17 protein-coding genes and 1 pseudogene are annotated in these 24,671 nt (G+C 37.0%); 16 read left to right on the top strand and 2 right to left on the bottom strand.

From position 1 onward, the window contains the following. Positions 1-2: 2 nt before the first annotated feature. The 4 genes from CJ191_RS03125 to CJ191_RS03110 all read left to right on the top strand — a co-directional run bounded on the left by CJ191_RS03125 (position 3) and on the right by CJ191_RS03110 (position 6,159). Positions 3-710 (top strand): response regulator transcription factor, encoded by a 708-nt coding sequence (locus CJ191_RS03125; RefSeq protein ID WP_070467938.1) that lies wholly within the window; start codon positions 3-5, stop codon positions 708-710. Then, the gene (locus tag CJ191_RS03120; protein WP_070467937.1) at positions 710-2,236 is read left to right on the top strand and encodes a sensor histidine kinase; all 1,527 of its coding nucleotides are present in this window, start codon (positions 710-712) and stop codon (positions 2,234-2,236) included. Before CJ191_RS03125 ends, CJ191_RS03120 begins: the two co-directional genes overlap by 1 nt. A gap of 693 nt (positions 2,237-2,929) precedes the next feature. Next, entirely contained in the window at positions 2,930-4,708 is a 1,779-nt protein-coding gene (spxB, locus tag CJ191_RS03115; RefSeq protein ID WP_070467936.1) for a pyruvate oxidase, read from the top strand. Positions 4,709-4,941: 233 nt separating this feature from the next. After that, on the top strand, positions 4,942-6,159 hold the full coding sequence (locus CJ191_RS03110; RefSeq protein WP_102198972.1) for a cobalamin-independent methionine synthase II family protein: 1,218 nt from the start codon (positions 4,942-4,944) through the stop codon (positions 6,157-6,159). Positions 6,160-6,273: 114 nt separating this feature from the next. On the opposite strand, the gene yidC is transcribed toward CJ191_RS03110, so the two are convergent. Together yidC and CJ191_RS03100 are read right to left on the bottom strand one after the other, a co-directional pair. Next, a complete protein-coding gene (gene yidC, locus CJ191_RS03105) occupies positions 6,274-7,200 on the bottom strand; it encodes a membrane protein insertase YidC (protein WP_070467934.1) in 927 nt (308 codons plus the stop codon). Between the two features lie 92 nt (positions 7,201-7,292). Then, positions 7,293-7,571 (bottom strand): acylphosphatase, encoded by a 279-nt coding sequence (locus tag CJ191_RS03100; protein ID WP_180960926.1) that lies wholly within the window; start codon positions 7,569-7,571, stop codon positions 7,293-7,295. Positions 7,572-7,731: 160 nt separating this feature from the next. Between CJ191_RS03100 and CJ191_RS03095 the strand changes: the two genes are divergently transcribed. From CJ191_RS03095 to mutL, 12 genes and pseudogenes are all read left to right on the top strand, one after another. Continuing rightward, positions 7,732-8,109 carry a DUF1033 family protein gene (locus CJ191_RS03095; protein ID WP_102198970.1) on the top strand — a complete coding sequence of 126 codons (378 nt, stop codon included), beginning with the start codon at positions 7,732-7,734 and terminating at the stop codon, positions 8,107-8,109. Position 8,110: 1 nt separating this feature from the next. After that, positions 8,111-10,534 carry a DNA translocase FtsK gene (locus CJ191_RS03090; protein ID WP_180960925.1) on the top strand — a complete coding sequence of 808 codons (2,424 nt, stop codon included), beginning with the start codon at positions 8,111-8,113 and terminating at the stop codon, positions 10,532-10,534. Positions 10,535-10,612: 78 nt separating this feature from the next. After that, positions 10,613-11,191: a CDP-diacylglycerol--glycerol-3-phosphate 3-phosphatidyltransferase gene (gene pgsA, locus CJ191_RS03085; protein ID WP_070467931.1), complete on the top strand. Its 579-nt coding sequence runs from the start codon at positions 10,613-10,615 to the stop codon at positions 11,189-11,191. A gap of 112 nt (positions 11,192-11,303) precedes the next feature. After that, complete coding sequence (locus tag CJ191_RS03080) at positions 11,304-12,530, top strand: competence/damage-inducible protein A (RefSeq protein ID WP_257994111.1); 1,227 nt, start codon at positions 11,304-11,306, stop codon at positions 12,528-12,530. 90 nt (positions 12,531-12,620) lie between these two features. Next, positions 12,621-13,712: a recombinase RecA gene (gene recA / locus CJ191_RS03075; RefSeq protein ID WP_070467929.1), complete on the top strand. Its 1,092-nt coding sequence runs from the start codon at positions 12,621-12,623 to the stop codon at positions 13,710-13,712. A 217-nt stretch (positions 13,713-13,929) separates the two neighbouring features. Further along, positions 13,930-15,501, top strand: coding sequence for a ribonuclease Y (gene rny, locus CJ191_RS03070; RefSeq protein WP_070467928.1), 1,572 nt, complete (start codon positions 13,930-13,932; stop codon positions 15,499-15,501). 499 nt (positions 15,502-16,000) lie between these two features. After that, positions 16,001-17,200, top strand: a complete 1,200-nt coding sequence (locus CJ191_RS03065) for an ATP-binding protein (RefSeq protein WP_102198968.1) — start codon at positions 16,001-16,003, stop codon at positions 17,198-17,200. A gap of 30 nt (positions 17,201-17,230) precedes the next feature. Continuing rightward, a complete protein-coding gene (locus CJ191_RS03060) occupies positions 17,231-18,787 on the top strand; it encodes a VWA-like domain-containing protein (protein WP_102198967.1) in 1,557 nt (518 codons plus the stop codon). Positions 18,788-18,796: 9 nt separating this feature from the next. Beyond that, positions 18,797-19,246 (top strand): hypothetical protein, encoded by a 450-nt coding sequence (locus CJ191_RS03055; protein WP_102198966.1) that lies wholly within the window; start codon positions 18,797-18,799, stop codon positions 19,244-19,246. A gap of 58 nt (positions 19,247-19,304) precedes the next feature. Beyond that, positions 19,305-19,439, top strand: a pseudogene (locus tag CJ191_RS03050) (MazG-like family protein); the annotation flags it as partial. A 494-nt stretch (positions 19,440-19,933) separates the two neighbouring features. Further along, positions 19,934-22,543 (top strand): DNA mismatch repair protein MutS, encoded by a 2,610-nt coding sequence (mutS, locus tag CJ191_RS03045; RefSeq protein ID WP_102198965.1) that lies wholly within the window; start codon positions 19,934-19,936, stop codon positions 22,541-22,543. Between the two features lie 12 nt (positions 22,544-22,555). Next, positions 22,556-24,631: a DNA mismatch repair endonuclease MutL gene (gene mutL / locus CJ191_RS03040; protein WP_102198964.1), complete on the top strand. Its 2,076-nt coding sequence runs from the start codon at positions 22,556-22,558 to the stop codon at positions 24,629-24,631. Positions 24,632-24,671: the final 40 nt, after the last annotated feature.

Raw genomic sequence — 24,671 nt, 5'->3', positions numbered from 1 at the left:
TTATGAGTGAAGAAAAAGCAAAACGTATCTTAATCGTTGAAGATGAAAAGAATTTAGCACGTTTTGTGGAATTAGAACTTAAACATGAGGGCTATGAAACAGAACTTGCTAAAGATGGTCGTATTGGACTTGAAAAGGCACAAGAAGGCGACTGGGATTTAATCTTACTAGATTTAATGTTGCCAGAGATTAATGGTATTGAAGTATGTCGTCGTTTACGTCCAACTTCAGATGTTCCAATTATTATTATGACAGCAAGAGATTCAGTGATTGACCGTGTATCAGGTTTTGACCATGGTGCGGATGACTATATCGTGAAACCATTTGCGATTGAAGAATTGTTAGCACGTATTCGTGCGTTACTTCGTCGTATTGATATCGAAGAAGAACAACAACACAGAAAACAAACAAAAATTACTTTCCGAGACCTTTCTGTTGAAAAAGAGAACCGTATCGTACGTCGCGGGGAAGAAATAATTGATTTAACAAAACGTGAGTATGAGTTATTGGTGATGTTAATGGAGAATGTTAATGTCGTCTTACCTCGTACTGAACTATTAAACAAAGTATGGGGCTATACAACTGAAGTTGAAACCAACGTCGTTGATGTTTATATTCGTTACTTACGAAATAAAATTGACGTTGATGGTCAACCAGGTTACATTCAAACTGTACGTGGCACAGGTTATGTAATGAGGACGCCAGAATAATGTTTGATAACGTTTTAAGTGATTTTAAAACAAAACTACAGCACCCATTTTCATTAATTTGGAAATGGGGCTTAGTTTTATCTAGCTTGTTTTGGTTGGCCTTGAGTGTGAGCCCCATCACATCAAACATTCAAGAACAACAATCATTAGAGCAAGATTATATTACTGAAGTTACACAAATAGATACATACTTACAAACTTATTTAAATTCATTAGCGACACGCCCTGCTTCAGAAGTCCGTGAATCATTCCAATCAAGGATGGCCATTGAAAATATTTCTCTAGAGGACTATCTAAACGAACATGGTGTAAAGATTCAAGTTTATAATGAAAATGGTAATTTAATATATAACTCAGGTAATACAGTCGACAATTATTCAACAAGTAGAACAATGGGTAGAACACGGTCTGATGAAACAGGTGATTTCTTAACATATCAATTACTTTATGATGGATCAGACCAAATTGGTTATTATTTTGCTACATTTGAATACCAACAAGTACGCGATCAACTTTCAAATAAACGTACTGAATTAATTATGATTGTAGGGATTAATTTATTCATCGCGATTGTGGTTGGTTTTAGTGTAGCTTATGTATTTATTCAGCCAATTCAAAAAATGAAACGATTTTTGAAGAATATTACCGCAGATAATATTGCTGATCGTCGTTTAAATGTTTCAGAATATCGTGGTGAAATTACTGAAATTTCTGAAAGCATCAACCAAATGTTAGATCAAACGAGTGAGTATATAGACCAACAAATCCACTTTGTTGAAGATGTATCGCATGAATTGCGTACACCTGTAGCGATTATTGAAGGACATTTAAATATGTTAAATCGTTGGGGTAAGGATGATCCAGAAATACTAGAAGAGTCGTTATCGGCATCTGTAAATGAACTGGAACGTATGAAAGTACTGGTTCAGGAGATGTTAGACCTATCACGTGCTGGTCAAGTAGATACGCAATACTATGATAAGACAACATTAATTAACGAAGTGATTAATCAAGTATACCAAAATTTCAAAGTCTTATACCCAGACTTTCAATTCTTCTTGGAAAATGACTTGCGACGTAATTACGAAATTCAAATCTACCGTAGCCACCTTGAGCAAATACTGATTATCTTATTGGATAATGCGGTAAAATATTCAACAGATCGCCAAGAAATCCATATCTCAGTCGCGACAAATGCTGTAGATTATATTGAAATCGCTATACAAGACTTTGGAGAAGGGATGTCTCAGGAGGATCAAAATCGTATTTTTAATCGATTCTATCGAGTAGATAAAGCAAGATCACGCGAGCGTGGTGGGAATGGTTTAGGATTATCTATTGCTAAGGAATTAATTAAAGGATATAAAGGGTCTATATTTGTAGAGAGTGAGCTAGGGCATGGCTCTATTTTCCATGTACGCTTCCCAATTTTAAATACTTTAGATGAAATTTCTGCAGCTGATCGTGAAAGAATTGATCTATTGCTAGAGGAAGCAGCAACTGATGAGGATAATCATTTAATTTAATAAACCATGACAGGAGGCTGAGATAAAAATATCTCAGCCTCCCTTTACTATAAAAGAACGTTCATAATCAGGTTTCAAAAGTCAGTATTGTCCGACATCTCCCAAATGTCTCCAATAACATTTCATTATTGAAGACATTTGGTCTAGTAAGTCAATTCTAAACGACTGTTGTCTCATCTTCCTTATTTTAATGTATAGAAGAAAGGGGCTGTGACCAAAGATGTAGCAGATTATTCATTTGTTGGTGGGGTACCAACAAAATAGCTAAAAGAAATTCCGAATGATGTTGCATAGCCTCTAAAAATCGCGATCAGTAGTCTTTTAGAGCGATAGATTATATTTAAGATATTCTTCACTAACTTTCTAATGTGAGCATTTTTAATAAGATAAATGATAAAAATGAGTAAATAATCTCTATATTTTATAACAGTAACGATGTGTAATAATGATAATAATGGTTGCTTTTTAAAAGTGCTTGATTAACAAGGGTTTTGGGTTATCAAACTGTACTAGTACAACTTATCGCCTTGTATCATTTTTTGTATAGTAAAAACAATATTGTACTAAAAACGGCCTATTTTTGGTAAATTAGTGACATCACAATGAATATTTAGAACAATTCATTGGATTCAACTGTTTTAAGTGCTATGATTTCAATTGTGATATTTTTAAATCAAATGGAGGGTAATCTAAATGTCAGATAATAAAATTAGCATCGGTTTAGCAGTTATGAAGATCTTAGAATCTTGGGGAGCAGATACTGTTTATGGTATTCCTTCAGGTACTCTAAGCTCATTGATGGACGCAATGGGTGAAGAAGAAAATAACGTTAAATTCCTACAAGTGAAACACGAAGAAGTAGGTGCTATGGCTGCAGTAATGCAAAGCAAATTCGGTGGTAACCTAGGTGTTACTGTTGGTTCTGGTGGTCCAGGTGCGTCTCACTTAATCAATGGTTTATACGATGCAGCAATGGATAATATCCCTGTAGTAGCAATCTTAGGATCTCGTCCACAACGTGAATTAAACATGGATGCATTCCAAGAATTAAACCAAAACCCAATGTACGACCACATTGCAATTTACAACCGTCGTGTAGCATATGCTGAACAATTACCAAAATTAGTTGACGAAGCTGCACGTATGGCGATTGCAAAACGTGGTGTAGCAGTATTAGAAGTTCCTGGTGATTTCGCTAAAGTTGAAATTGACAATGACCAATGGTACTCATCTGCTAACAGCTTACGTAAATATGAACCAATTGCTCCGGCAACAGCAGATATTGACGCAGCAGTTGAATTATTAAACAAGGCTAAACGTCCAGTCATTTACGCTGGTATTGGTACTATGGGTCATGGTCCTGCAGTTCAAGAATTAGCGCGTAAAATCAAAGCGCCTGTTATTACTACTGGTAAAAACTTTGAAACTTTCGAGTGGGATTTCGAAGCGTTAACAGGTTCTACTTACCGTGTAGGTTGGAAACCAGCTAACGAAACTATCCTAGAAGCAGATACAGTATTATTTGCAGGTTCTAACTTCCCATTCGCAGAGGTTGAAGGCACTTTCCGTAACGTTGAAAACTTCATCCAAATCGATATTGACCCAGCTATGTTAGGTAAACGTAACCACGCTGATGTGGCTATCTTAGGAGATGCTGGTTTAGCAATTGACGAAATCTTAAACAAAGTTGATGCTGTTGAAGAGTCTGCATGGTGGACAGCTAACTTGAAGAACATCGCTAACTGGCGTGAATACATCAACAAGTTAGAAACTAAGCAAGAAGGTGACTTGCAATTCTACCAAGTGTACAACGCAATTAATAACCACGCTGATGAAGATGCAATTTACTCAATCGATGTTGGTAACTCAACACAAACATCTATCCGTCATTTACACATGACACCTAAGAATATGTGGAGAACTTCTCCTTTATTCGCTACAATGGGTATTGCTATTCCTGGTGGTTTAGGTGCTAAAAACACTTATCCAGATCGTCAAGTTTGGAATATCATCGGTGATGGTGCATTCTCAATGACTTATCCAGATGTAGTAACAAACGTTCGCTACAACATGCCTGTAATCAACGTAGTATTCTCTAATACTGAATATGCCTTCATTAAAAACAAATATGAAGATACAAACAAAAACTTATTCGGTGTAGACTTTACTGATGTAGACTATGCTAAAATTGCTGAAGCACAAGGTGCTAAAGGATTTACTGTAAATCGTATTGAAGACATTGATCGTGTAATGGCTGAAGCTGTGAAAGCTAACAAAGAAGGCCACACGGTAGTTATTGACTGTAAGATTACTCAAGATCGTCCAATTCCTGTAGAAACATTGAAATTAGATTCAAAACTATACAGCGAAGACGAAATTAAAGCTTACAAAGAACGTTACGAAGCTGAAAACTTAGTACCATTCAGAGAGTTCTTAGAAGCTGAAGGCTTAGAGTCAAAATACATTAAATAATCGCTATTAACAAATAGTATATTCATCCGAGATAAGAACAGGTTGGGATTTTCCCAACCTGTTTTTGTGTATAGCAATTTATTGTAAGAAAGGGCTATACAATATTTGGTTCTAAGTTGATTATTGTGTTCAAAATTTTCTTATCAACCTTGATAGGTTTTCTGTACTTTTATCCGGGTATAATAGCTTTGTAATTATGTTACAATTTATCTAAACAAGATGGAGGTTTTCCTATGACGAATAAGAAAATATTAACGACTCATGTTGGTTCTCTACCAAGACCAAAAGCATTATTAGAGGCAAATGAACGTCGTGCTAAAAATGAAATTTCAGAAGAAGAATATAACCAAATTATCCAAGAGTCGGTGAATGAGGTAGTAGCTAAACAGAAAGCTTTGGGTATTGATATCCTAAATGATGGAGAATACGGACATATTACATCAGGTCCAGTTGACTTTGGCGCTTGGTGGAACTATTCATTCTACCGTTTAGGTGGTTTAGAGATGACTGACCAAGACCGATGGGCAAATCCAGAGAAGATTCGTTCAACGCCAGGAAACATTAAGTTGACATCTTTTCCAGATCGTCGTGATCGAGAGAAGTTTAGAGAAGCCTATGAAGATCCCGATTCAGGCGTTTTAGGTAAGCGAAAAGCAGTTGGAAATCCGGTATTCAGTGATAAGGTAACTTATATTGGTCAAGATCAGGTAAAGCGTGATGTTGATTACTTAAAAGCAGCTTTAAGAGAAAATAATATAGATAAAGGATTTATTGCAGCTATATCACCAGGGTCAGCAGCACGATTACAGGACAATTATTATGATGGCGATGAAGAAGCGTTGTTGAATGATCTAGCAGATGCTTTACATGAAGAATATAAGGCTATTACAGATGCAGGATTTATCGTTCAATTGGATGCACCAGACTTGGCTGAAGCTTGGGATCAAATCAATCCAGAACCTTCAGTAGAAGACTTTCAAAGATGGTTGCAACTACGTATTGATGCCATCAACCGTGCTTTAAGAGGGATTGATCCAGATTTAGTCCGTTTACATATTTGCTGGGGATCATGGCATGGGCCACATACAACAGATATTCCATTAGAGTATATTGTTGACCAATGTTTACAAGTAAATGCTGCAGGATTCACTTTTGAAGCATCTAGTCCACGCCATGCACATGAATGGAAAGTATGGGAAAAAGCAGGACGCTTAAAAGAAGGTCAATATATTATACCTGGTTTAGTATCTCACTCAACTAATGTTGTTGAGCATCCGGAATTGATCGCTGAACGTTTAATTCGTTTTGGTGAAATTGTGGGTCCTGAAAATGTGGTTGCTTCTACTGACTGTGGTTTAGGTGGTCGACTACACGAACAAATTGCATGGGCTAAATTAGAAGCTTTAGTAGAAGGAACAGCTATTGCTTCCAAACATTTTTATGGCGAATAGCGTGTAAGTGAATATTTACAATTTGATCCCTCAAAATCGTTAAAAATTACATAAGAAATGCCTTCTAACCGGTGCAGTGAAACCGAATTAGAAGGCTTTTTTTGTTATCTTAATTTATTTTCGTTGCTTACCAGCATTACGATTTGCTTTATTTTTGTGAGTTGTTAAAGATTTGTTTGTATCTTCATTCACTACTGAGTTGGTAACATCTTTACGGCCATTAGAGGATTTCTTCACCTTGATTGGATTTTCAGCCATTTCCTTATCAACTTCTGCTTGAATTTTTGGTCTATAGTAGAAAGTTGTATATAGTGATTGTACGATTGACCAAATGGCACCTGCTAGGAAGTATAAGGTTAATCCGGCTGGTGTGGTAAATACAATGAATCCCATCATTATAGGTGTCATGAACAAGGTAGAACGCATTTGTGCTTTTTGTTCTTCGGGTACACCTTGGAGGGTGATAAATGATTGAAGAAGATACATCACAATAGTGATAATAGCTAAAACCATATGGGATTCACCGAGAGAAATACCAAAGAATTCAGAATTTGCAATAGGCTCACTCACGCGAATAGCAGTGTATAAACCAGAGATAATTGGTAATTGTAGCAATAAAGGTAAACATCCCATACCACCAAGCATAGAAACATTATTTTCGCGCATGAATTCTTGTTGTTCAGTCGCTAAAGCTAACTTCTCTTCTTGGGTTGTAGCATTTTTTTGACGTTCTTGAATTTCTTTAAGATAAGGTTGGAAAGCCTGCATCTTAATTTGTTGACGCGTTGAGCTTTTTAGTTGGTTTAAGGTAAGCGGCAATAAGATAATTCGTATAGCAATGGTAATAATAATAATAGCAATTCCATAGTTACCAGCAAACTGTGAGGCAATCCACTCGATAAGTTGACTAATGGGTCCAACTGTTAAACGATACATTAGACCATCTGGTTTATTTGGATTAGCGCAACCACCCAAAAATACCACGAGCGACATTACTAATATGATGAGTGATAGGCGTTTATTCTTTAAACGGCTTGACAAAACTTCACGTCCTTTAATTTTATATAGTTATTTGAAACTTGTATTTGCTGTCTTGATTAACGTTATTATTGTAGCTAATTTGCGAAGCTATTTCAATAAATGGTACGAAATTTCACCATATCTTCACTTTCAAAGGTTTCGACAATTTGGATATCACTTACTTGCGCAGAAGGATTTTCAGGCATTTCTTTGACCTCTTCAACAAAAGCACGCAATGTAGTATCGTCAGCTTGGACAACAATTTCGACAGACCCGTCATTTTTATTTTCAACCGTTCCAGCTAACTTCATCCGTTTGGCGATTCTTTCCGTAAAATAGCGAAAGCCTACACCTTGCACACGACCAGTTACAATAATTCGACTTGTTTTCATGAATATCCCTTCTTTCATTATGTTCTTTTAATTATACTAGATTTCAGTGCAATAATACATCCGTCTAAATGCTTATTTGTAAATAGTTAGTAGAACTGCGGCAAGATGAAAACTGACCATAAGTTTGATATAATAGGGTGCTGATTGGAGAGTGAAAAAGATGAGTTTCCAAGTATATCAAATAGAAAGTTTTGATGAACCCTGGTGGTTTGAAGATGATTGGTACGAGCAAGTGGTAGCAGTTGAAACAACTGATGACTTAGTAACAGCTGCTGTTATTTTTCAAAATAAATCATTGAAATTGCAAAATTTATTCCCGAAATCGTGTAGTAGGGTGGAAGGTATGTTGGCTTTTTGGCAACCGGGTGAAACAGCCTGGTGTGAACCATGTGCTAATGATGAGCAGATTTATCATAGTTTAGTACTGTATGAAAACCAACAAGCCTTAACAAGCGAACGAGTGGATGAGTTAACGCAGATTTTAGAAGGTTTGCGATCAAATCACAGCGAGCAAAATAAACTAGAAGAGGAGGGATAGTGTGGCAAGGAAAAAGAAAAGACGAACTAAAAAACAACAAGCGTTATTCCGCATGCAATTATTTTCAGGTATTTCTCTATTTTTTGCAATTATTGGTGTGTTAGAACTAGGTGCCTTAGGACGATTATTTATGGATCTAATGGCATTTTTTGTTGGTGGATTAGCCGTTCCAGTATTTATCTTAGAAATTATATTCATGGGATGGGTTCTTGTTACAGGGCATGGGCCATTAGCGTTAGGAAGGGTGATGAATACATTTATTTGGGCCATTCCAATTTTAGCTATATTAATGCATGCTTGGAACTATCTGGCGATTGCTTTATCAAGTGATACTACAGTTTTAGAAGTAACTTGGCAGCGTGTAATCGCTAATTTTACTGCTGAAGGTGCTGGTCAACCATTGGGTGGCGGACTTTTAGGCGGATTATTATATACCTTTACGTTCTATACAGTCAGTCAATTAGGTACCTATATTTTTGTAGGCATTGCCTTAATGGTCCTACTATGTTATTTATTCAGTATTACTTGGTTTGACTTAGTTGAAGGTATTCAATCGATTATAAATGTTGTGTTTAACTGGCTAAGCGAATTTTGGGAAGCCTCTAAACAACAAATCTCAAGTTATCGTGAAGAAAGAGAAAAGTATAAAGCTGAACAAACTAAACGAAAAGGGGCATCTAATAAAGCTTCTAAAAAAGATAAACAGAGTGGGGCAGATTCGATTGTTCATAAAAACAGCAACTTTATCAAACCTAAGCAAGTCGAAGAACAAGATGAAGATGTTGTGATTGTTGGACCAAATGCTAGTAAAACTGCTCAGACAAGTGAAATCGAACAAACAACATTAGAGATTGGTACACATGCTGATGAATTCCAACAGGATGAGCAGGTGGCAAAGCAAGTTGATGAATCAGTGAGTGATAAAGCTAACGAATTAGCTGATGAGCCAGATGATGGTAAAGAAATTGTGATGGATATGGCTGCAGAGCCAGAGAATCCTGAATATAAGTTGCCACCAGCAAACTTATTGAAACCCGTTAAGGCTACTGATCAAAGTGGTGAATATTCAGTCATTAAAGAGAATGTCCGTAAATTGGAAGCGACATTTAAAAGCTTTAATGTAGATGCTAAAGTGACTAAAGCAAATTTAGGACCAGCAGTTACCAAATATGAAATCCAACCTGCTATTGGTGTGAAAGTTAGTAAGATTGTTGGATTAGCAGATGATATTGCTTTAGCTTTAGCTGCCAAAGATATCCGTATTGAAGCCCCAATCCCAGGAAAATCCTTTATTGGAATCGAAGTACCAAATCAGGATGTATCTTTAGTCTCATTCCGTGATTCATTTGAACATCAATTACAATCCGGGAAAGTCTTAGAAGTTCCTTTAGGAAAAGATATTTCCGGAAACATCCGGTCAGCAGACTTGACTAAAATGCCCCATCTATTAGTTGCGGGATCTACTGGATCTGGTAAATCAGTTGCAATTAATGGCATTATCGTATCTATTTTGATGAAAGCTAAGCCAAATGAAGTTAAATTAATGATGATTGATCCTAAAAAAGTTGAATTATCGATCTATAATGGAATCCCTCATTTGTTGACACCAGTTGTCACGAACCCACGAAAAGCAGCGCAAGCTTTACAAAAAGTCGTACAAGAAATGGAACGTCGATATGAATTGTTTGCAGCTTCAGGACAACGGAATATTGATGGTTACAACGACTTCATTCATGAAGAGAATCTTAATGAAGGGACAGCACATCCATCATTACCTTATATTGTTGTAATAGTGGATGAGTTAGCTGACCTAATGATGGTAGCTTCCAAAGAAGTAGAAGCGGCAATTACTCGTTTAGCTCAAATGGCGCGTGCAGCTGGTATTCACATGATTCTAGCGACTCAAAGACCGTCTGTTGATGTAATCACAGGAATTATTAAAGCGAATGTGCCATCGCGTATTGCTTTTGCAGTATCATCAGGGACAGATTCAAGAACAATTATCGACCAAAATGGTGCTGAAAAATTATTAGGGCGCGGAGACATGTTATATCTTCCAATGGGTGAATCAAAACCTATTCGTGTCCAAGGTGCATTTATCACTGATGATGAAGTAGAGCATGTGGTTACCTATGTCAAAGAGCAACAGGAACCTAATTATGTCGAATCAATGATGCCAACTGAAACAAAAGAATCAGCACCGGGCGAAGATTTGGATGACATGTGGGATACGGTATTGGAATTTGTTAAAGCCCGTGAAACTGTATCAATCTCAATGTTACAGCGTCAATTTAGAATTGGCTATAACCGTGCAGCACGTTTAGTGGATGATATGGAACAGCGAGGAATTGTTGGTCCACAAGAAGGCTCTAAGCCACGAACTGTAAATATTTTCCAGGAAAACGCGGACGAAACAATGGAATAGTGTAATCCACATATTTTATAGGGTAAAAAAATGCTATACTATAAACAATATAGCTGACGGTCAACTAGGAGGGATTATTTGAATTTACCAAATAAATTAACCATCATTCGAATCTTCATGATTCCCATTTTTATGATTTTTATATCTATTCCAGCAAGTGGAAATGGTATTCAAGTGTTAGGTAGTCAATGGCATTGGCAGTATGTAGTCGCAGCAGTAATTTTTGCAGTAGCCTCATTTACCGATTGGTTAGATGGTTACATAGCACGACGTGATAACTTAGTGACTAATTTCGGGAAATTTGCCGATCCATTAGCTGACAAAATGCTTGTTGCTACAGCTTTTATCTCTTTAGTGGGGATTGATTTAGCCCCAGCTTGGTTAGTGTCTATTATTATCATGCGAGAGCTTGCGGTAACAGGTTTACGTTTATTACTAGTTGAAAAAGGGACAGTCATGGCAGCGGGAGGTGCTGGAAAGTTGAAAACTTTTACGCAGATGCTGTCAATCATCTTCTTGCTAATTGGAGATTTCCCATTAGGATTTTTGCCATTTTCAATAGGACAAATTCTGTTGTATCTGGCGCTAATCTTTACGATCTATTCAGGCGTAGACTACTTTATTAAGAATATTTCGGTCTTTTCCGATGGATTATAATAATCATTTAAGGGCTCAGGTTTTTACCTAGCTCTTTTTTATTCTATAATATATAGGGCTGACTATGCGCTTTCGCATAAATAAAACGTATAATCTAATAGGTGGGAATAGAATGAAAGTAGAAATTATTGCTGTTGGAACTGAATTATTGATGGGGCAAATAGCCAATACCAATGCTCAATTTCTTGCAAGAAAATTAAATGAATTAGGATTTGACCATTATGTACAAACGGTTATTGGTGACAACCCAGAAAGACTTAAAAAAGTTACTGCGCAAGCTGAACAAAGGGCCGATATTATTATCTATACGGGTGGCTTGGGACCTACACGAGATGACTTAACTAAACAAACGATATCGGAATATCTGGCGCAACCATTAATTCATAATGAAGTAGGGATGGAATCAATTAAAGAAAGTTTTAAGGGTAGAGTAATGACAGAAAATAACTTGGCTATGGGTCTCACTTTTGAAAATGGCCACACATTCCCAAATGATGTGGGACAAGCCTTAGGTACTGCTATTGAACACAATCATCATACATATATATTACTACCTGGACCACCGTCCGAAATGAAGTACATGTTTAACCATTATGTAACAGACTATCTAATAGATCAATATCAAAATGACTTGGTACTTAGCTCAAAATATCTGCATTATTTTGGTATTGGTGAATCACAATTAGCAGATACCATTGATGACTTAATTATGACTCAGGGCAATCCGTCTGTAGCTATCTATTTCGGTAATTTTATGGTGACAGTCCGATTGACAGCTGTCGGTAAAAATGAAGCTGAAACGAATCCTATGCTGGCCTCACTTGCAAAAACGATTAATCATAGACTTAGTGACTACTATGTTGGAGAAGGTGAAAATCTAGGTATCAACGAAGTCTTGGTGAAAAAACTAACTGAACGTCAGCAAACGATAGCCTTTGCTGAGAGTTTTACAGGTGGTCTTGCTGCTAAAAAGGTGGTTGACGTACCTGGTGCTTCAAAGGTTTTACAGGGATCAGCAGTGACATATACAAAAGCAGCTAAGGCGAATATATTAAAGGTACAACAACAAACCCTTGAAGCCTTTGGTATGGTAAGCGCTGAAACAGCCACTGAAATGGCAGAGAATGTACGAAACCTATATCAATCGGACTTTGGTGTATCTTTTACAGGAGTTGCAGGACCGGATGCTATGGAAGGTAAGGAAGTTGGGACGGTCTATATAGGTATCGCTCAAGCAGGTAAACCAACAATAGTTTTAACACCAACTTTAAGAGGCAGTCGTAAAAATATCCAATATCGCTCTGTATATACCGCCTATTTCGATATCATAAAAAAATAACAGAACATTCGTTCGCTTTTTCTCTTGCTTAATTAGCAAAAGAATTATAAAATAAAAGAGAATTAAGAGAACATTTAGGAGGATTTGCGCATGACTATAGATAAAAACGATAGCAACCGTCAAAAAGCATTAGACGATGCAATGAAAAAAATTGAGCGTAATTTTGGTAAAGGCTCAATCATGAAAATGGGTGAGCGTGGAGATACGAGAATTTCGACAGTACCAACCGGCTCACTAACTTTAGATATAGCTTTAGGTGTTGGTGGCTACCCACGAGGTCGTATTATTGAGGTTTATGGACCAGAATCTTCAGGTAAAACAACTGTTTCATTACACGCTATTGCAGAAGTGCAAAAACGCGGCGGTATTGCTGCTTTTATTGATGCAGAGAATGCGTTAGATCCTGAATATGCTGCTAAATTAGGGGTAAATGTAGATGAACTATTATTATCACAACCCGATACTGGTGAGCAAGGTTTAGAAATTGCAGACGCTTTAGTGAGTTCAGGCGCGATTGATATCATTGTTGTCGATTCCGTTGCAGCCTTAGTGCCACGTGCCGAAATTGAAGGTGAGATGGGTGATTCACATATCGGTCTTCAAGCTCGTTTGATGTCTCAAGCATTGCGTAAATTATCAGGCACCATCAATAAAACTAAAACGATTGCTATCTTTATCAACCAAATTCGTGAAAAAGTTGGGGTTATGTTCGGAAGTCCTGAAACTACGCCAGGAGGTAGGGCTTTAAAATTTTACTCAACAGTTCGTTTAGAAGTTCGTCGTGGTGAACAAATAAAAGAAAGTGGTAATGCAATTGGTAACCGAACTAAAATTAAGATTGTAAAAAATAAGGTTGCCCCACCATTCAAAGTGGCGGAAATAGATATCATGTATGGTGAAGGTATTTCTCAAGAAGGTGAGTTAGTTGATTTAGCTGCTGACTTAGATATTATTAATAAAGCTGGTTCATGGTATTCATACGGTGAAGATCGTATTGGCCAAGGTCGTGAAAATGCAAAACAATTTTTACGTGAGAATCCAGAAATTCGTGAAAGAATTGATGCACAAGTTCGTCAACATTTTGGTTTTGGTCAAAATGGTAAATTAAGTGAAGAAGAACTTGCAGCCTTGGAAACAAAAGATGAAGCACAAGCAGCATTGTTTGAAGAAGAAACAGAATAAAATATATTTTTACAAAGTCTTTCCTGTTTAAACACGACGGAAAGACTTTTTTTACTATATTTTTTTGAAAAGGCTATCATGCTTTTGCCGGTTGACTTGATTGACAATCGTTCCACTTAAATATAAAATAAACCTATGTGCATGTAATGCATGTTTTATAGTATTTTAATATTTATGTAAAATAATAACACAATTAAATAGATACGGAGGTGAAACTATGGGATTTACTGAAATTGCCTTCGCTATCATTGCTTTAATTGTTGGTGTATTGGGTGGCGTTTATGTAGGAAAAAGATCTTTATTACAAGCACAAGAACGTGAAAAAGATGAAGCTCACATAACCGCACAAGGAATCATTGAAAATGCTAAACGTAGCGCAGAATCTGAGCGAAAAGAAATTATCTTAAACGCAAAAGAAGAATTGCAACGATATAGAAATGAAGTAGATAGTGAAGTTAGAGATCGCCGTAGTGAAGTTAAGAAACAAGAAGATCGTTTAAACCGAAAAGAAGAGAAATTGGATAGACGTGATGCATCTATTTCTGAAAAAGAAAATAAATTAAGTGATGAAGAGCAATCTATACGCGACCGCAAGGAAAAAATTGCAGAAGCTGAGCAAGAGGTAGAAGCATTAATTGAAAAACGAAATGAAGTTTTAGTTAATGTGGCTGCAATGTCTCGCGAAGATGCTAAAAACTTATTATTAAAAGAAATGGAAGAAACATTAGCTCATGAAAAAGCTATTTTAATTAAAAAAGCTGAACAAGAAGCTCATGATACGGCAGATCGAGTTGCAAAACAAATTGTACTTCAGGCTATTGAACGCTCTGGAGCGGATACAGTTACAGAATCTACAGTTACAGTTGTCCACTTACCAAATGATGACATGAAAGGACGTATCATAGGTAAAGAAGGACGAAATATCAAGACATTAGAATCCTTAACAGGTATTGATTTGATTGTTGATGATACACCTGAAGCTGTCGTATTAAGTGGATTTGATCCAATTCGTCGTGAAATTGCCAAAATTGCCTTAGATAAATTGATTGGAGATGGACGAATTCATCCAGCCAAAATTGAAGAGGCAGTTGAAAAAGCACGTAAACAAATGGATAGTAAAGTAAGAGAAATAGGGGAAGAAACCATTTTTGATTTAGGCATTCATGCTCTTCACCCTGATTTAGTGAAAACACTAGGTCGCTTATACTATCGAACTAGTTACGGACAAAATGTTTTGAATCACAGTATCGAAGTTGCTAAATTAGCAGGTGTAATGGCAGCAGAACTTGGTGAAGATGAACAGCTAGCTAAACGCGCTGGATTAATGCATGATATCGGAAAAGCCGTCGACCATGAAGTGGAAGGATCTCACGTGCAAATTGGCACCGAATTTGCAATCAAATATCAAGAACCAGAAACTGTTGTGAATGCCATAGCGAGTCACCATGGTGATGTTGAAGCAACAAGTGTTATCGCAAGCTTAGTAGCTATCGCAGATGCACTTTCATCTGCTCGACCTGGTGCCCGCAGTGAATCATTAGAAAACTACATCCAACGATTACGTAGTCTAGAAGCTATTGCAAAAGATTATGACGGTGTTCATAACGCTTATGCAATTCAAGCTGGTCGAGAAATTCGTGTAATGGTTAAACCAGATGAAATAGATGATTTAAAAGCCATTGAATTAGCATATGACATTTCAAAACGCATTGAAAATGAACTGGATTACCCAGGACAAATTAAAGTAACTGTGATACGCGAAAAACGAGCGGTTGATTACGCAAAATAGTTTACCAAGAGGCTGGGACAAAAATGTCTCAGCCTCTTTTTGCTATATAAGAACATTTATAATTGGGTGCCAAAAGTCAGCATTGTCCGATACTTCCCAAATGTCTCCAATAATATTTCATTATTGTTCGCCTTTTGGTCCAGTACGTCAATGCTAAACGACTTTTGTCTCACCTTCTTTTAATGGTCATTTTTGTATGATTAATGTGCTTTTATATGTTAATTGCTTATAATATAAATGGGAGATTAAGAAATTGATGATTAATAAGTGGATCACTAAAACATCAAACTTAAGACGACAATTTTAATGATGGATGTTACTATGAGGATGATGGCTATATTTTTATAAGTAACATACTTATTGATGGACAAAGTATCATACAGATATAATGAAATACAATGATGTATTCCTTGTTAGTTATATATGAAAAGAGATGGCTTTAAGAAGTGAAACTCGTATAATAAATAGGAACAATCAATACAGAAAGTGTGAATAGATTATGACAGATAGAATAGCTGGGTTACCTTATACAGCTGTATACAAAGGATTGAATTTACTATTAGCCCAAGATACAGATATTGTCCCTAATATTGTCGGACATGGTGGGATTGGTAAATCGCAAATGATTCGAGATTTAGCTAAAAATAATGATTTCGCTTACTTTGAAATTACCTGTTCTTTACTGCAACCAGGTGATTTAACGATGCCGGTACCAAAAGAAGACCATATCAAATATTATCTAAATCCACAAATTCAAGCTGCGATTACAGCAGCAGAAGCGGATCCAGATCGTAAAGTGATTCTTTTCTTGGACGAATTTAATCGACCGATTGCTATGGTGCAAGGAGAGTTAATGAACTTAGTACTACAACGTAATTTAATGGGACAAGCTTTACCTGATAATGTGGTCATTATTACGGCTGAAAACCCTTCAAGTGATGTAGAAGGGTTTGAAAATACGTCATATGCAACCAATGCTCGTGATATGGCTATTAATGACCGGACGATGCGGATTAGAATGGGGGCTAACTTAGAAGATTGGATTATTTCTTTTGCACAAAAGACACAAGAGAACAATCCAAATCGTACGATGATTCATCCACTGATTACAGAATTTCTACAAGCGGATGGTCGCCAATACTTTATTGTAATTGATGAAACGAAAGATAAGAATCCCACACCTCGTGCATATGAACGATTATCTAACTTATTATATGCTTTTGAAGATGCAGGACATGATATTTATCATTTAGCGGATGATTATCTTGAGTTCTTAATAGAGGGTATTGAAGGAAACATCGGTGATGAGGCTGGGCAAGTCCTTGTAACTTTTTTGAGACAACAACAAACTGATTTCATTAAACCAACCGAAGTTGTACAAGCAACAGGATCTCATCTACCCGAAAGTATTTTAGATAGATATCAAGCTATGCCAATAGTACGCCGTAAACGCGTCATAGAAGATTTAACAGATTATATTGTGGATCATTCAGATTTAATTGAAAATAGTGATCTAATTAGCCGGTACACAGATATCTTCGTAGTATCTGAGCCTGATGAAATTTATATTTTGATTAAACGGATGCATGACGCACCGGCTGATTCAGCAATGGCACGATTTTATAGTGCTTTGAATCAAAATGATGACTTTGTTGAGAAAACTTTTGATATTACAATGGCCGTTAATGCTAATGCGTAAGCGCGTGTATGGAAGAAAGTAGGTGTTTAAGTGTCTGAGAATGAATTATTTTCCGCCTTCGAGTTTGAAAATATTGAAACCACTTTTCAAAAAATGCGTATTGCATATATAACCTTTTTAAATCATGGTCAACATGAGGACTATGAAAAATTTAGCGATGCCCAAAATCAACTGCTAGGCATATTGACGGCTAGTTTGATGAATCATCAAGATTCAACAAAGGGTGCAAGGGATGTGCTTTTCGCTGGGATTCTTTTTCATACAGACCGAGAAATGAATGGGTCACTCGCTAAACCAATTACCATTGGCTTTCGCGGATTAGACTTGGTGATGACAATTAACCCTATTTTATTTTATCTGTACTATGAAACACCTGCTGGAATGCTGGCGGCGATTAGACAGATGTGTTATCACGTCCTATTTGGTCATATTGTCGAGTATGATTGGGCCTTTAAAGACGAAGAATCAGCTAAAGTGATGAGTGTCGCGATGGAAGCTGAAGTGAATCAATATGTGGATGATTTACCAGATACGGTGGTAACTTTAAAATGGGTGAAGCATATTACAGAAAATCGCCTTATTTTACCAAAGGCTGGGACGTTATATTACTATAATGAATTAAAAGCTGTTAAGAATGATCCGAAAAAACAGGGGCACAACCGAACTGAGTCGACCTTTAATAAAATGTTAGGTTCTGGTCAAATGGATGATTTATATAGTCAATTAGCTGGCAATTTTGACCCAAATAAAGCAGAAGAACTGCGAATTGATTCAGCCAAGCAATTAAAAGAGGAAATGAAAAATAACCGTACCATGCAGCCAATTACGCCTAATAGCCAACATGCGGACTTATACCGGAAGTTGATGAATGGTTTAATTAAAGATTCTTACAGTCAAATGACTGAAGAATTACGATTAAAATTGTCAAGTGAAGTGAAAGTCAGCATCGATCAAATTACGAAGCAACGGGCATTAAACTGGCGAGATGTTATTAAAAGAGGCATGGGTACGTCTTTAGTCCCTTATAAACTGTCTAAAAATCGTATGAATAGAAGGCAGCCACATCGAGTGGATTTACCAGGTCGTGTTTTAGATACGGCTAGTCGATTAGTGGCATTCTTTGATACCTCAGCTTCACAGAATGAAGAAGCCTTGGCATATTCATTAGGTGAGTTAGCCAATATACAAAAGACTTTACACGCTGAAGTATGGGTAGTTCATGTGGATACGACTGTCCAGTATGCAAAACAGTTATCATTTCAATCTTTAAAAGATATGGAATTTGCTGGACGAGGAGGCACCAGTTTTGCCCCGGCTTATCAATGGCTTCATGACCAAGGTTTTACCAATGAAGATACTGTAGCAGTCTACTTTACAGATGGTTATGGAGATGATGATTTTGAACGATATGGGTTCACGAATATGTATTGGATTCTAACAGAAACTGAAGTGGGCGACCCCTCTCCTTTATCTACGGATGGTGAAGGTAAGGTCTTATACCTGAAAGCTGATGAACGATATAACCGCCATATCTTGCGCCATCATAAGAATGCGCCAATCAATCATCAGCAAAGTGATCATATTTAGGAGAGCTATATGGATACTATAAAAATCAAAAAAGCTTTAGTTAAGGCCCAAATGGGTGACTATACTGCCATGGTGAAAGAAATACCATATGCCACATTTGAAAAATTGAATATTCCCTTACAATTTGATTTCAAGAAAATTGATGAAGAAGTTGCTGCTTATATTGTAGCGAATGGCTATTTAGAGATGTTTCCTAGCCAGATGAACCAGTTGAATCTTCTACAAAAAGGGAATCGCTTTAGGTTAGAAACCGGTATCTCTAAAGAGATGGATAATCAATTTCTGGAAGAAGCATGGTCCAGATATGAAACAATAAAGCGGAATGACTTCACTAATGAAAAAAAGGAATCGATGATCAGTCGAACTGGAAGCCAAATCTCTATGTGGGATAAATTAATAGCGAATGATATCCCCAAATTAAAGAAACGCCAAGAAATACTCTTAAAAGAATTTGAATAAGAAAGGCAAAAAGGTCAGAAGTCTTCAAAACGCCTGACCCTTTTTTGGATAGAATTGTATTTACACTTATATGTTAGCAGACAATTTAGGTTTAGATATTGATGAAATCATTGAACGTAAATTAATCAAAAATAATGAGAAATATCCTATTGAAAAAAGTCGTAACAATAATCATAAATATACTGAATTATAAAAAATGAAGGTGAGATAAAAGTCGTTTTAGCATTGACGTACTGGATCAAAAATCGAATAATAACGCAATGTTATTGGCGCATTTTGGGAAGTGTCAAACAATGCTGACTTTTGAAACCTGATGATAAACATTTTGATATAGCAAATCGAGGCTGAGAGATTATTGTCCCAGCCTCGATTTTTGATTAGTGATAGTAAGTTCAACTAATAGATACACGATAGAAATCTGTTTGCTATGCTGATAATGATCAAAGACAACTAAGGCCTCATCGGATAAAGCAAACGAATTCAATAGGATTAAATTAATCACAAAAATCCAGTTGCATTAAGAGTGCTATCCACCGGTGATAACAGGTGACTTGTTGTTTAGGACCATATAGCCGTATTCGTACAAGAGTAAGGATTTGTGGTAAAATAACAGAGATTATTTAAAAGCGAAAAGGATGCAAAAAAGATTGCAACCTAACGTAAAAAGAAAAAGTGAGTGAATTTAATATGCCTCAAAAAACTAAACAAACCCCCATGATGGCACAATACAATGAAATGAAAGCCCAATATCCGGATGCTTTCTTATTTTTCCGTTTGGGTGACTTTTATGAAATGTTTAATGATGATGCTTTAAAGGCAGCACAAATTTTAGAAATTACCTTAACATCTCGTAATAAAAATGCAGAAGATCCTATTCCGATGTGTGGTATTCCGTACCACTCAGCTAGTGAGTATATTAAAACGCTAGTAAGCCAAGGCTATAAAGTAGCGATTGCTGAACAATTAGAGGATCCAAAACTCACTAAAGGTATGGTAAAGCGTGGTGTGGTTAAAGTCTTGACACCTGGCACCTACATGAATGATAGTATCGGCATGATAGAGAATAATTATTTATCTGTCCTTGATTATGTAAACGGCCGATATATTCTAGGCTTTTCAGATGTTGGTACAGGAGAGTTAAAAGTCACTAGCCTAGATGACTTTACTGCTGTTCTAACTGAATTTGCGCAATTGCAGTCAAAAGAATTAGTGATTTCATCCTCGGTACCAACTGACCAAGTGACAACATTACAACATCTACAAACCTTTACTCTATCTCCATATGATCTAACTGCAGAGGAAGCTACAATAACTAAAGACAAATATCAGCAGATTTTGAAAAATATCTCGGATGACCATGAATTAAATGGTCTACTCTTGCTTTTAACCTATGTGAATTCAATGTCCCACCAAGCTATTGACCATTGGCAAGCAGCCAGTCATTATGAGGTGGCCTATTACTTGCATATGGATTATTATGCGAAAAGTAATTTAGAACTTACGGAATCAGTAAGAACGAAGAAACGACAAGGGTCGCTATTGGCCTTCTTGAATAAAACAGAAACTGCTATGGGCTTTCGTTTGCTCAAAAATTGGCTTGATCGACCGCTTATTTCACTATCTGCTATTGAACGACGCCAGTCTCAGGTAGAAGATTTAATTGAACATTATTTCCAACGGTTAGAAATCAAAGAGTTACTTCACGGGGTTTACGACTTAGAACGACTCGTAGCTAAAGTAGCTATGGGTAATGTGAATCCAAAAGAATTATTACAGTTAAATCAATCTTTAAGTAGAATCCCTGGTATTATCGATGCGGTTAATCAGATTGCTGTTGATAATCCAGACGATAGTGTTTGGACCACTATTCAAGGTCAAATTACGGCGTTACCTGAATTAACAGCGACCATTTCAGCGGCAATAAGGGAAGATGCGCCAGCTACTTTGAAAGATGGTAATGTGATTGCGGATGGCTTTAATCCTCAATTGGACGAATACCGAGATGCTATGCGCAACGGTCAACAATGGATTGCGCAATTACAGGCTGATGAACGCGAGAAGACAGGGATAAAATCACTTAAAGTCGGCTATAATAAGGTGTTTGGTTACTATATTGAAGTAACAAAGGCTAACCTTCATTTGCTTGAAGAAGGTCGTTACGATAGAAAACAAACATTAACCAATGCTGAACGCTTTATTACGCCTGAGCTTAAAGAAGTTGAAGTAAAAATACTTGAAGCTGAGGAGCGGTCACAAATTCTAGAACATCAATTATTCCAAGAGGTTCGTGAAAAAGTTAAGGGTCACCAAGCGACCTTACAAGCGATTGCTAGTACGGTGGCAACTATAGACGTTTTACAGTCGCTAGCAGAAATTTCAGAAACCCACCAATACGTAAAACCACAATTCATGACAGACAAACGAGATGTATATTTAAAAGAATCTAGACATCCAGTAGTTGAAGGTGTTATTGGCCAAGATAAGTTTGTGCCTAATGATATTGAGATGGACTCTGAAACAAGTATTTTAATGATTACAGGACCAAATATGTCTGGTAAATCCACTTATATGCGACAACTGGGGTTGATTGTCATTCTTGCACAGATGGGCTGTTTTGTACCAGCTAAGGAGGCCCGTTTACCAATTTTTGATAAAATCTTTACTCGGATTGGAGCGGCAGATGATTTGTTAGCAGGGCAATCGACCTTCATGGTGGAAATGATGGAAGCCAATCAAGCTTTACAACATGCAACAGATAACTCTTTATTACTATTTGATGAACTGGGACGAGGGACCTCAACTTATGATGGTATTGCTTTAGCTCAAGCTATTTTAATTTACATTCATGATCATTTCGACGCGAAAGTTCTTTTCTCAACGCATTATCATGAGTTGACGGCTTTAGATGAACGTTTGCCTCGCTTAACCAATATTCATGTTGGTGCCAGTGAGGAAGATGGTGAATTAGTCTTTTTACATAAGGTATTTAATGGTGCTACAGATAAATCATACGGTATTCATGTAGCTAAATTAGCTGGTATGCCTGGAGAATTATTGAAGAATGCCCAAGCGGTTTTACATGAGTTAGAAAACAATAATTTAAATGAAGTGAATAAAGACCAGCAGCTTTCCTTATTTGATATGGTGGCCGAAAATACACCTATAGAAGCATCAGATAATGAACCAGTGGATGCAGCGAGTCAAAAAGTGATTGCACAATTGAAGTCTGAAGATATTTATAATTTAACACCAATTCAAGCTTTAAATTTCTTAGCAGAATTAAAGAGCCAGCTATAAAGGATGATGTAAATGGCGATACAAGAATTACCTATTCAAGTTGCCAACCAAATTGCAGCGGGGGAAGTGGTTGAACGACCAGCCTCTGTGGTAAAGGAACTTGTAGAAAATGCGATAGATGCCGGCGCTAGTGAGATTGCAATTCATATTAAGGAAGCTGGTTTGCGGTCGATTCAAGTCATTGATAATGGTAGAGGGATTGCCGCTGATCAGGTTGAGTTGGCTTTTAAGCGACATGCCACTTCAAAAATATATAGTTCAAATGATTTATTTAGGATACGAACACTTGGTTTTAGAGGGGAAGCTTTGCCTTCTATTGCTTCTGTTTCTGAAGTAACCATGAATACTTCGGATGGGGAATCATCGAGTGAAATTTACTTAAAAGATGGTGAAATTATAGACCAGAAGACATCTGCATTGCGCCGAGGCACGTCGGTATTGATAGAAAACCTTTTTTATAATACGCCAGCTCGGTTGAAATATTTGAAGAGTTTACAAACAGAATTAGCCCATATTACAGACATTATTAACCGTGAAGCATTGGGACACCCAGAAATTCGTTTTAACTATACTCATGACGGCAAGACCTTATTGTCAACGAATGGTAAGGGAAGGGTGAATGAAGTTTTAGCTGCGATTTATGGGTTTAGACAGGCTAAAGATATGGTTTTGATTAAGGGTGAGAGCTTAGATTTTCAAATTTCTGGCTACGTTTCCTTGCCTACTGTCACAAGGGCTAGTAAGTCTTATATGTCGCTTTTTGTCAATGGGCGGTTTATCAAAAACTATAAGTTAAGCCAAGCAATCCTTAAAGGGTATGGGTCTAAATTAATGGTTGGACGGTATCCAATTGCAGTTATCTATATAGAACTGGACCCCCAATTAATTGATGTGAATGTTCACCCAACCAAACAGGAAGTGCGTATTTCAAAAGAAGATGACCTATATGAAATGATTAAGGCAAGCATTATTAAAGCGTTAGCACCAGTTCAACGGATACCGGATGTTTTTGCAGATGAAGATGAGGATAATCTAGAACTAGCAGTAGAAAATCGGCAAGTGCGTACGGATACAACAAGCTCTAGTCAAACTGATGGTTTGGAACAGAACCAGCAAAATCATTACCGTCCGTTAAATCAACCAACCACTTACCTTGGTGAACAATCAAGTTTCGATTTCAATGTCAGTCAAACCAATCAGCACACTATACATCAGCCAGGTGAAGGTAACGCTTCTTCCAAAGAAAATAAGGGCATAAACGAAGGCGAGCAACCAATCCAAGTGCCGAGTTATTTACGGGACGAAGCGCAAGTTGTGGAGGAAACAGAGATTGAGAGTGAGAGTCAAGACCAGGCAAAAGGCCGCATCACTTATTTAGATACGGAAAAGGAAGTAAGCTTACCTAAATCACATAATAAACCGGTATGGCAGACTGTTAAACAGGTCAGGGAGCTTGACCAGGCGATGGTTGATAGAAATAGTTCTTTTCCAGACTTAACTTATGTTGGGCAAATGCAAGGAACATACTTAGTAGCAGAAAATGAGACGGGTATGTACATGATAGACCAGCATGCAGCACAAGAACGGATTAAGTATGAGTACTACCGGGATACGATTGTTGAATTTGGAACAGCCATGCAGAGTCTATTGCTCCCAATTGTTTTTGATTTTTCAACATCTGAAGCGCAAGAAATTGAACAAATCCGTCCTAAGTTATTGGAAATGGGTATTGATTTAGAACCATTTGGCCCAAACGCCTTTCAATTACAACAACACCCAATTTGGATGGGTAAGAAGAATGTCCAAAAAATTGTTGAAGATCTGATTGCACTAGTCTTAGAAGACCCTAAAGCAACAGTAGGGAACTATCGGGAGGCAACGGCAATTATGATGTCATGTAAACGGTCGATTAAAGCCAATCATTATTTAGATGATATGCAGGCTAAGCAGTTGTTGCATGACTTGGCTTATACTAAAAACCCATATAACTGCCCGCATGGTCGACCTGTTTTAGTTCATTTTTCAAATTATGAAATTGAGCGGATGTTTAAACGGATTCAGGATCCGCATGAATCACCACAATTATAAGTAAAGTCCTAATCTAGATTTTCGTGTATAGATGAATATT

Source organism: Aerococcus viridans (assembly GCF_002871935.1).
GTDB lineage: Bacteria > Bacillota > Bacilli > Lactobacillales > Aerococcaceae > Aerococcus > Aerococcus viridans_B.
This window is presented reverse-complemented; position numbering and strand designations above follow the sequence as displayed.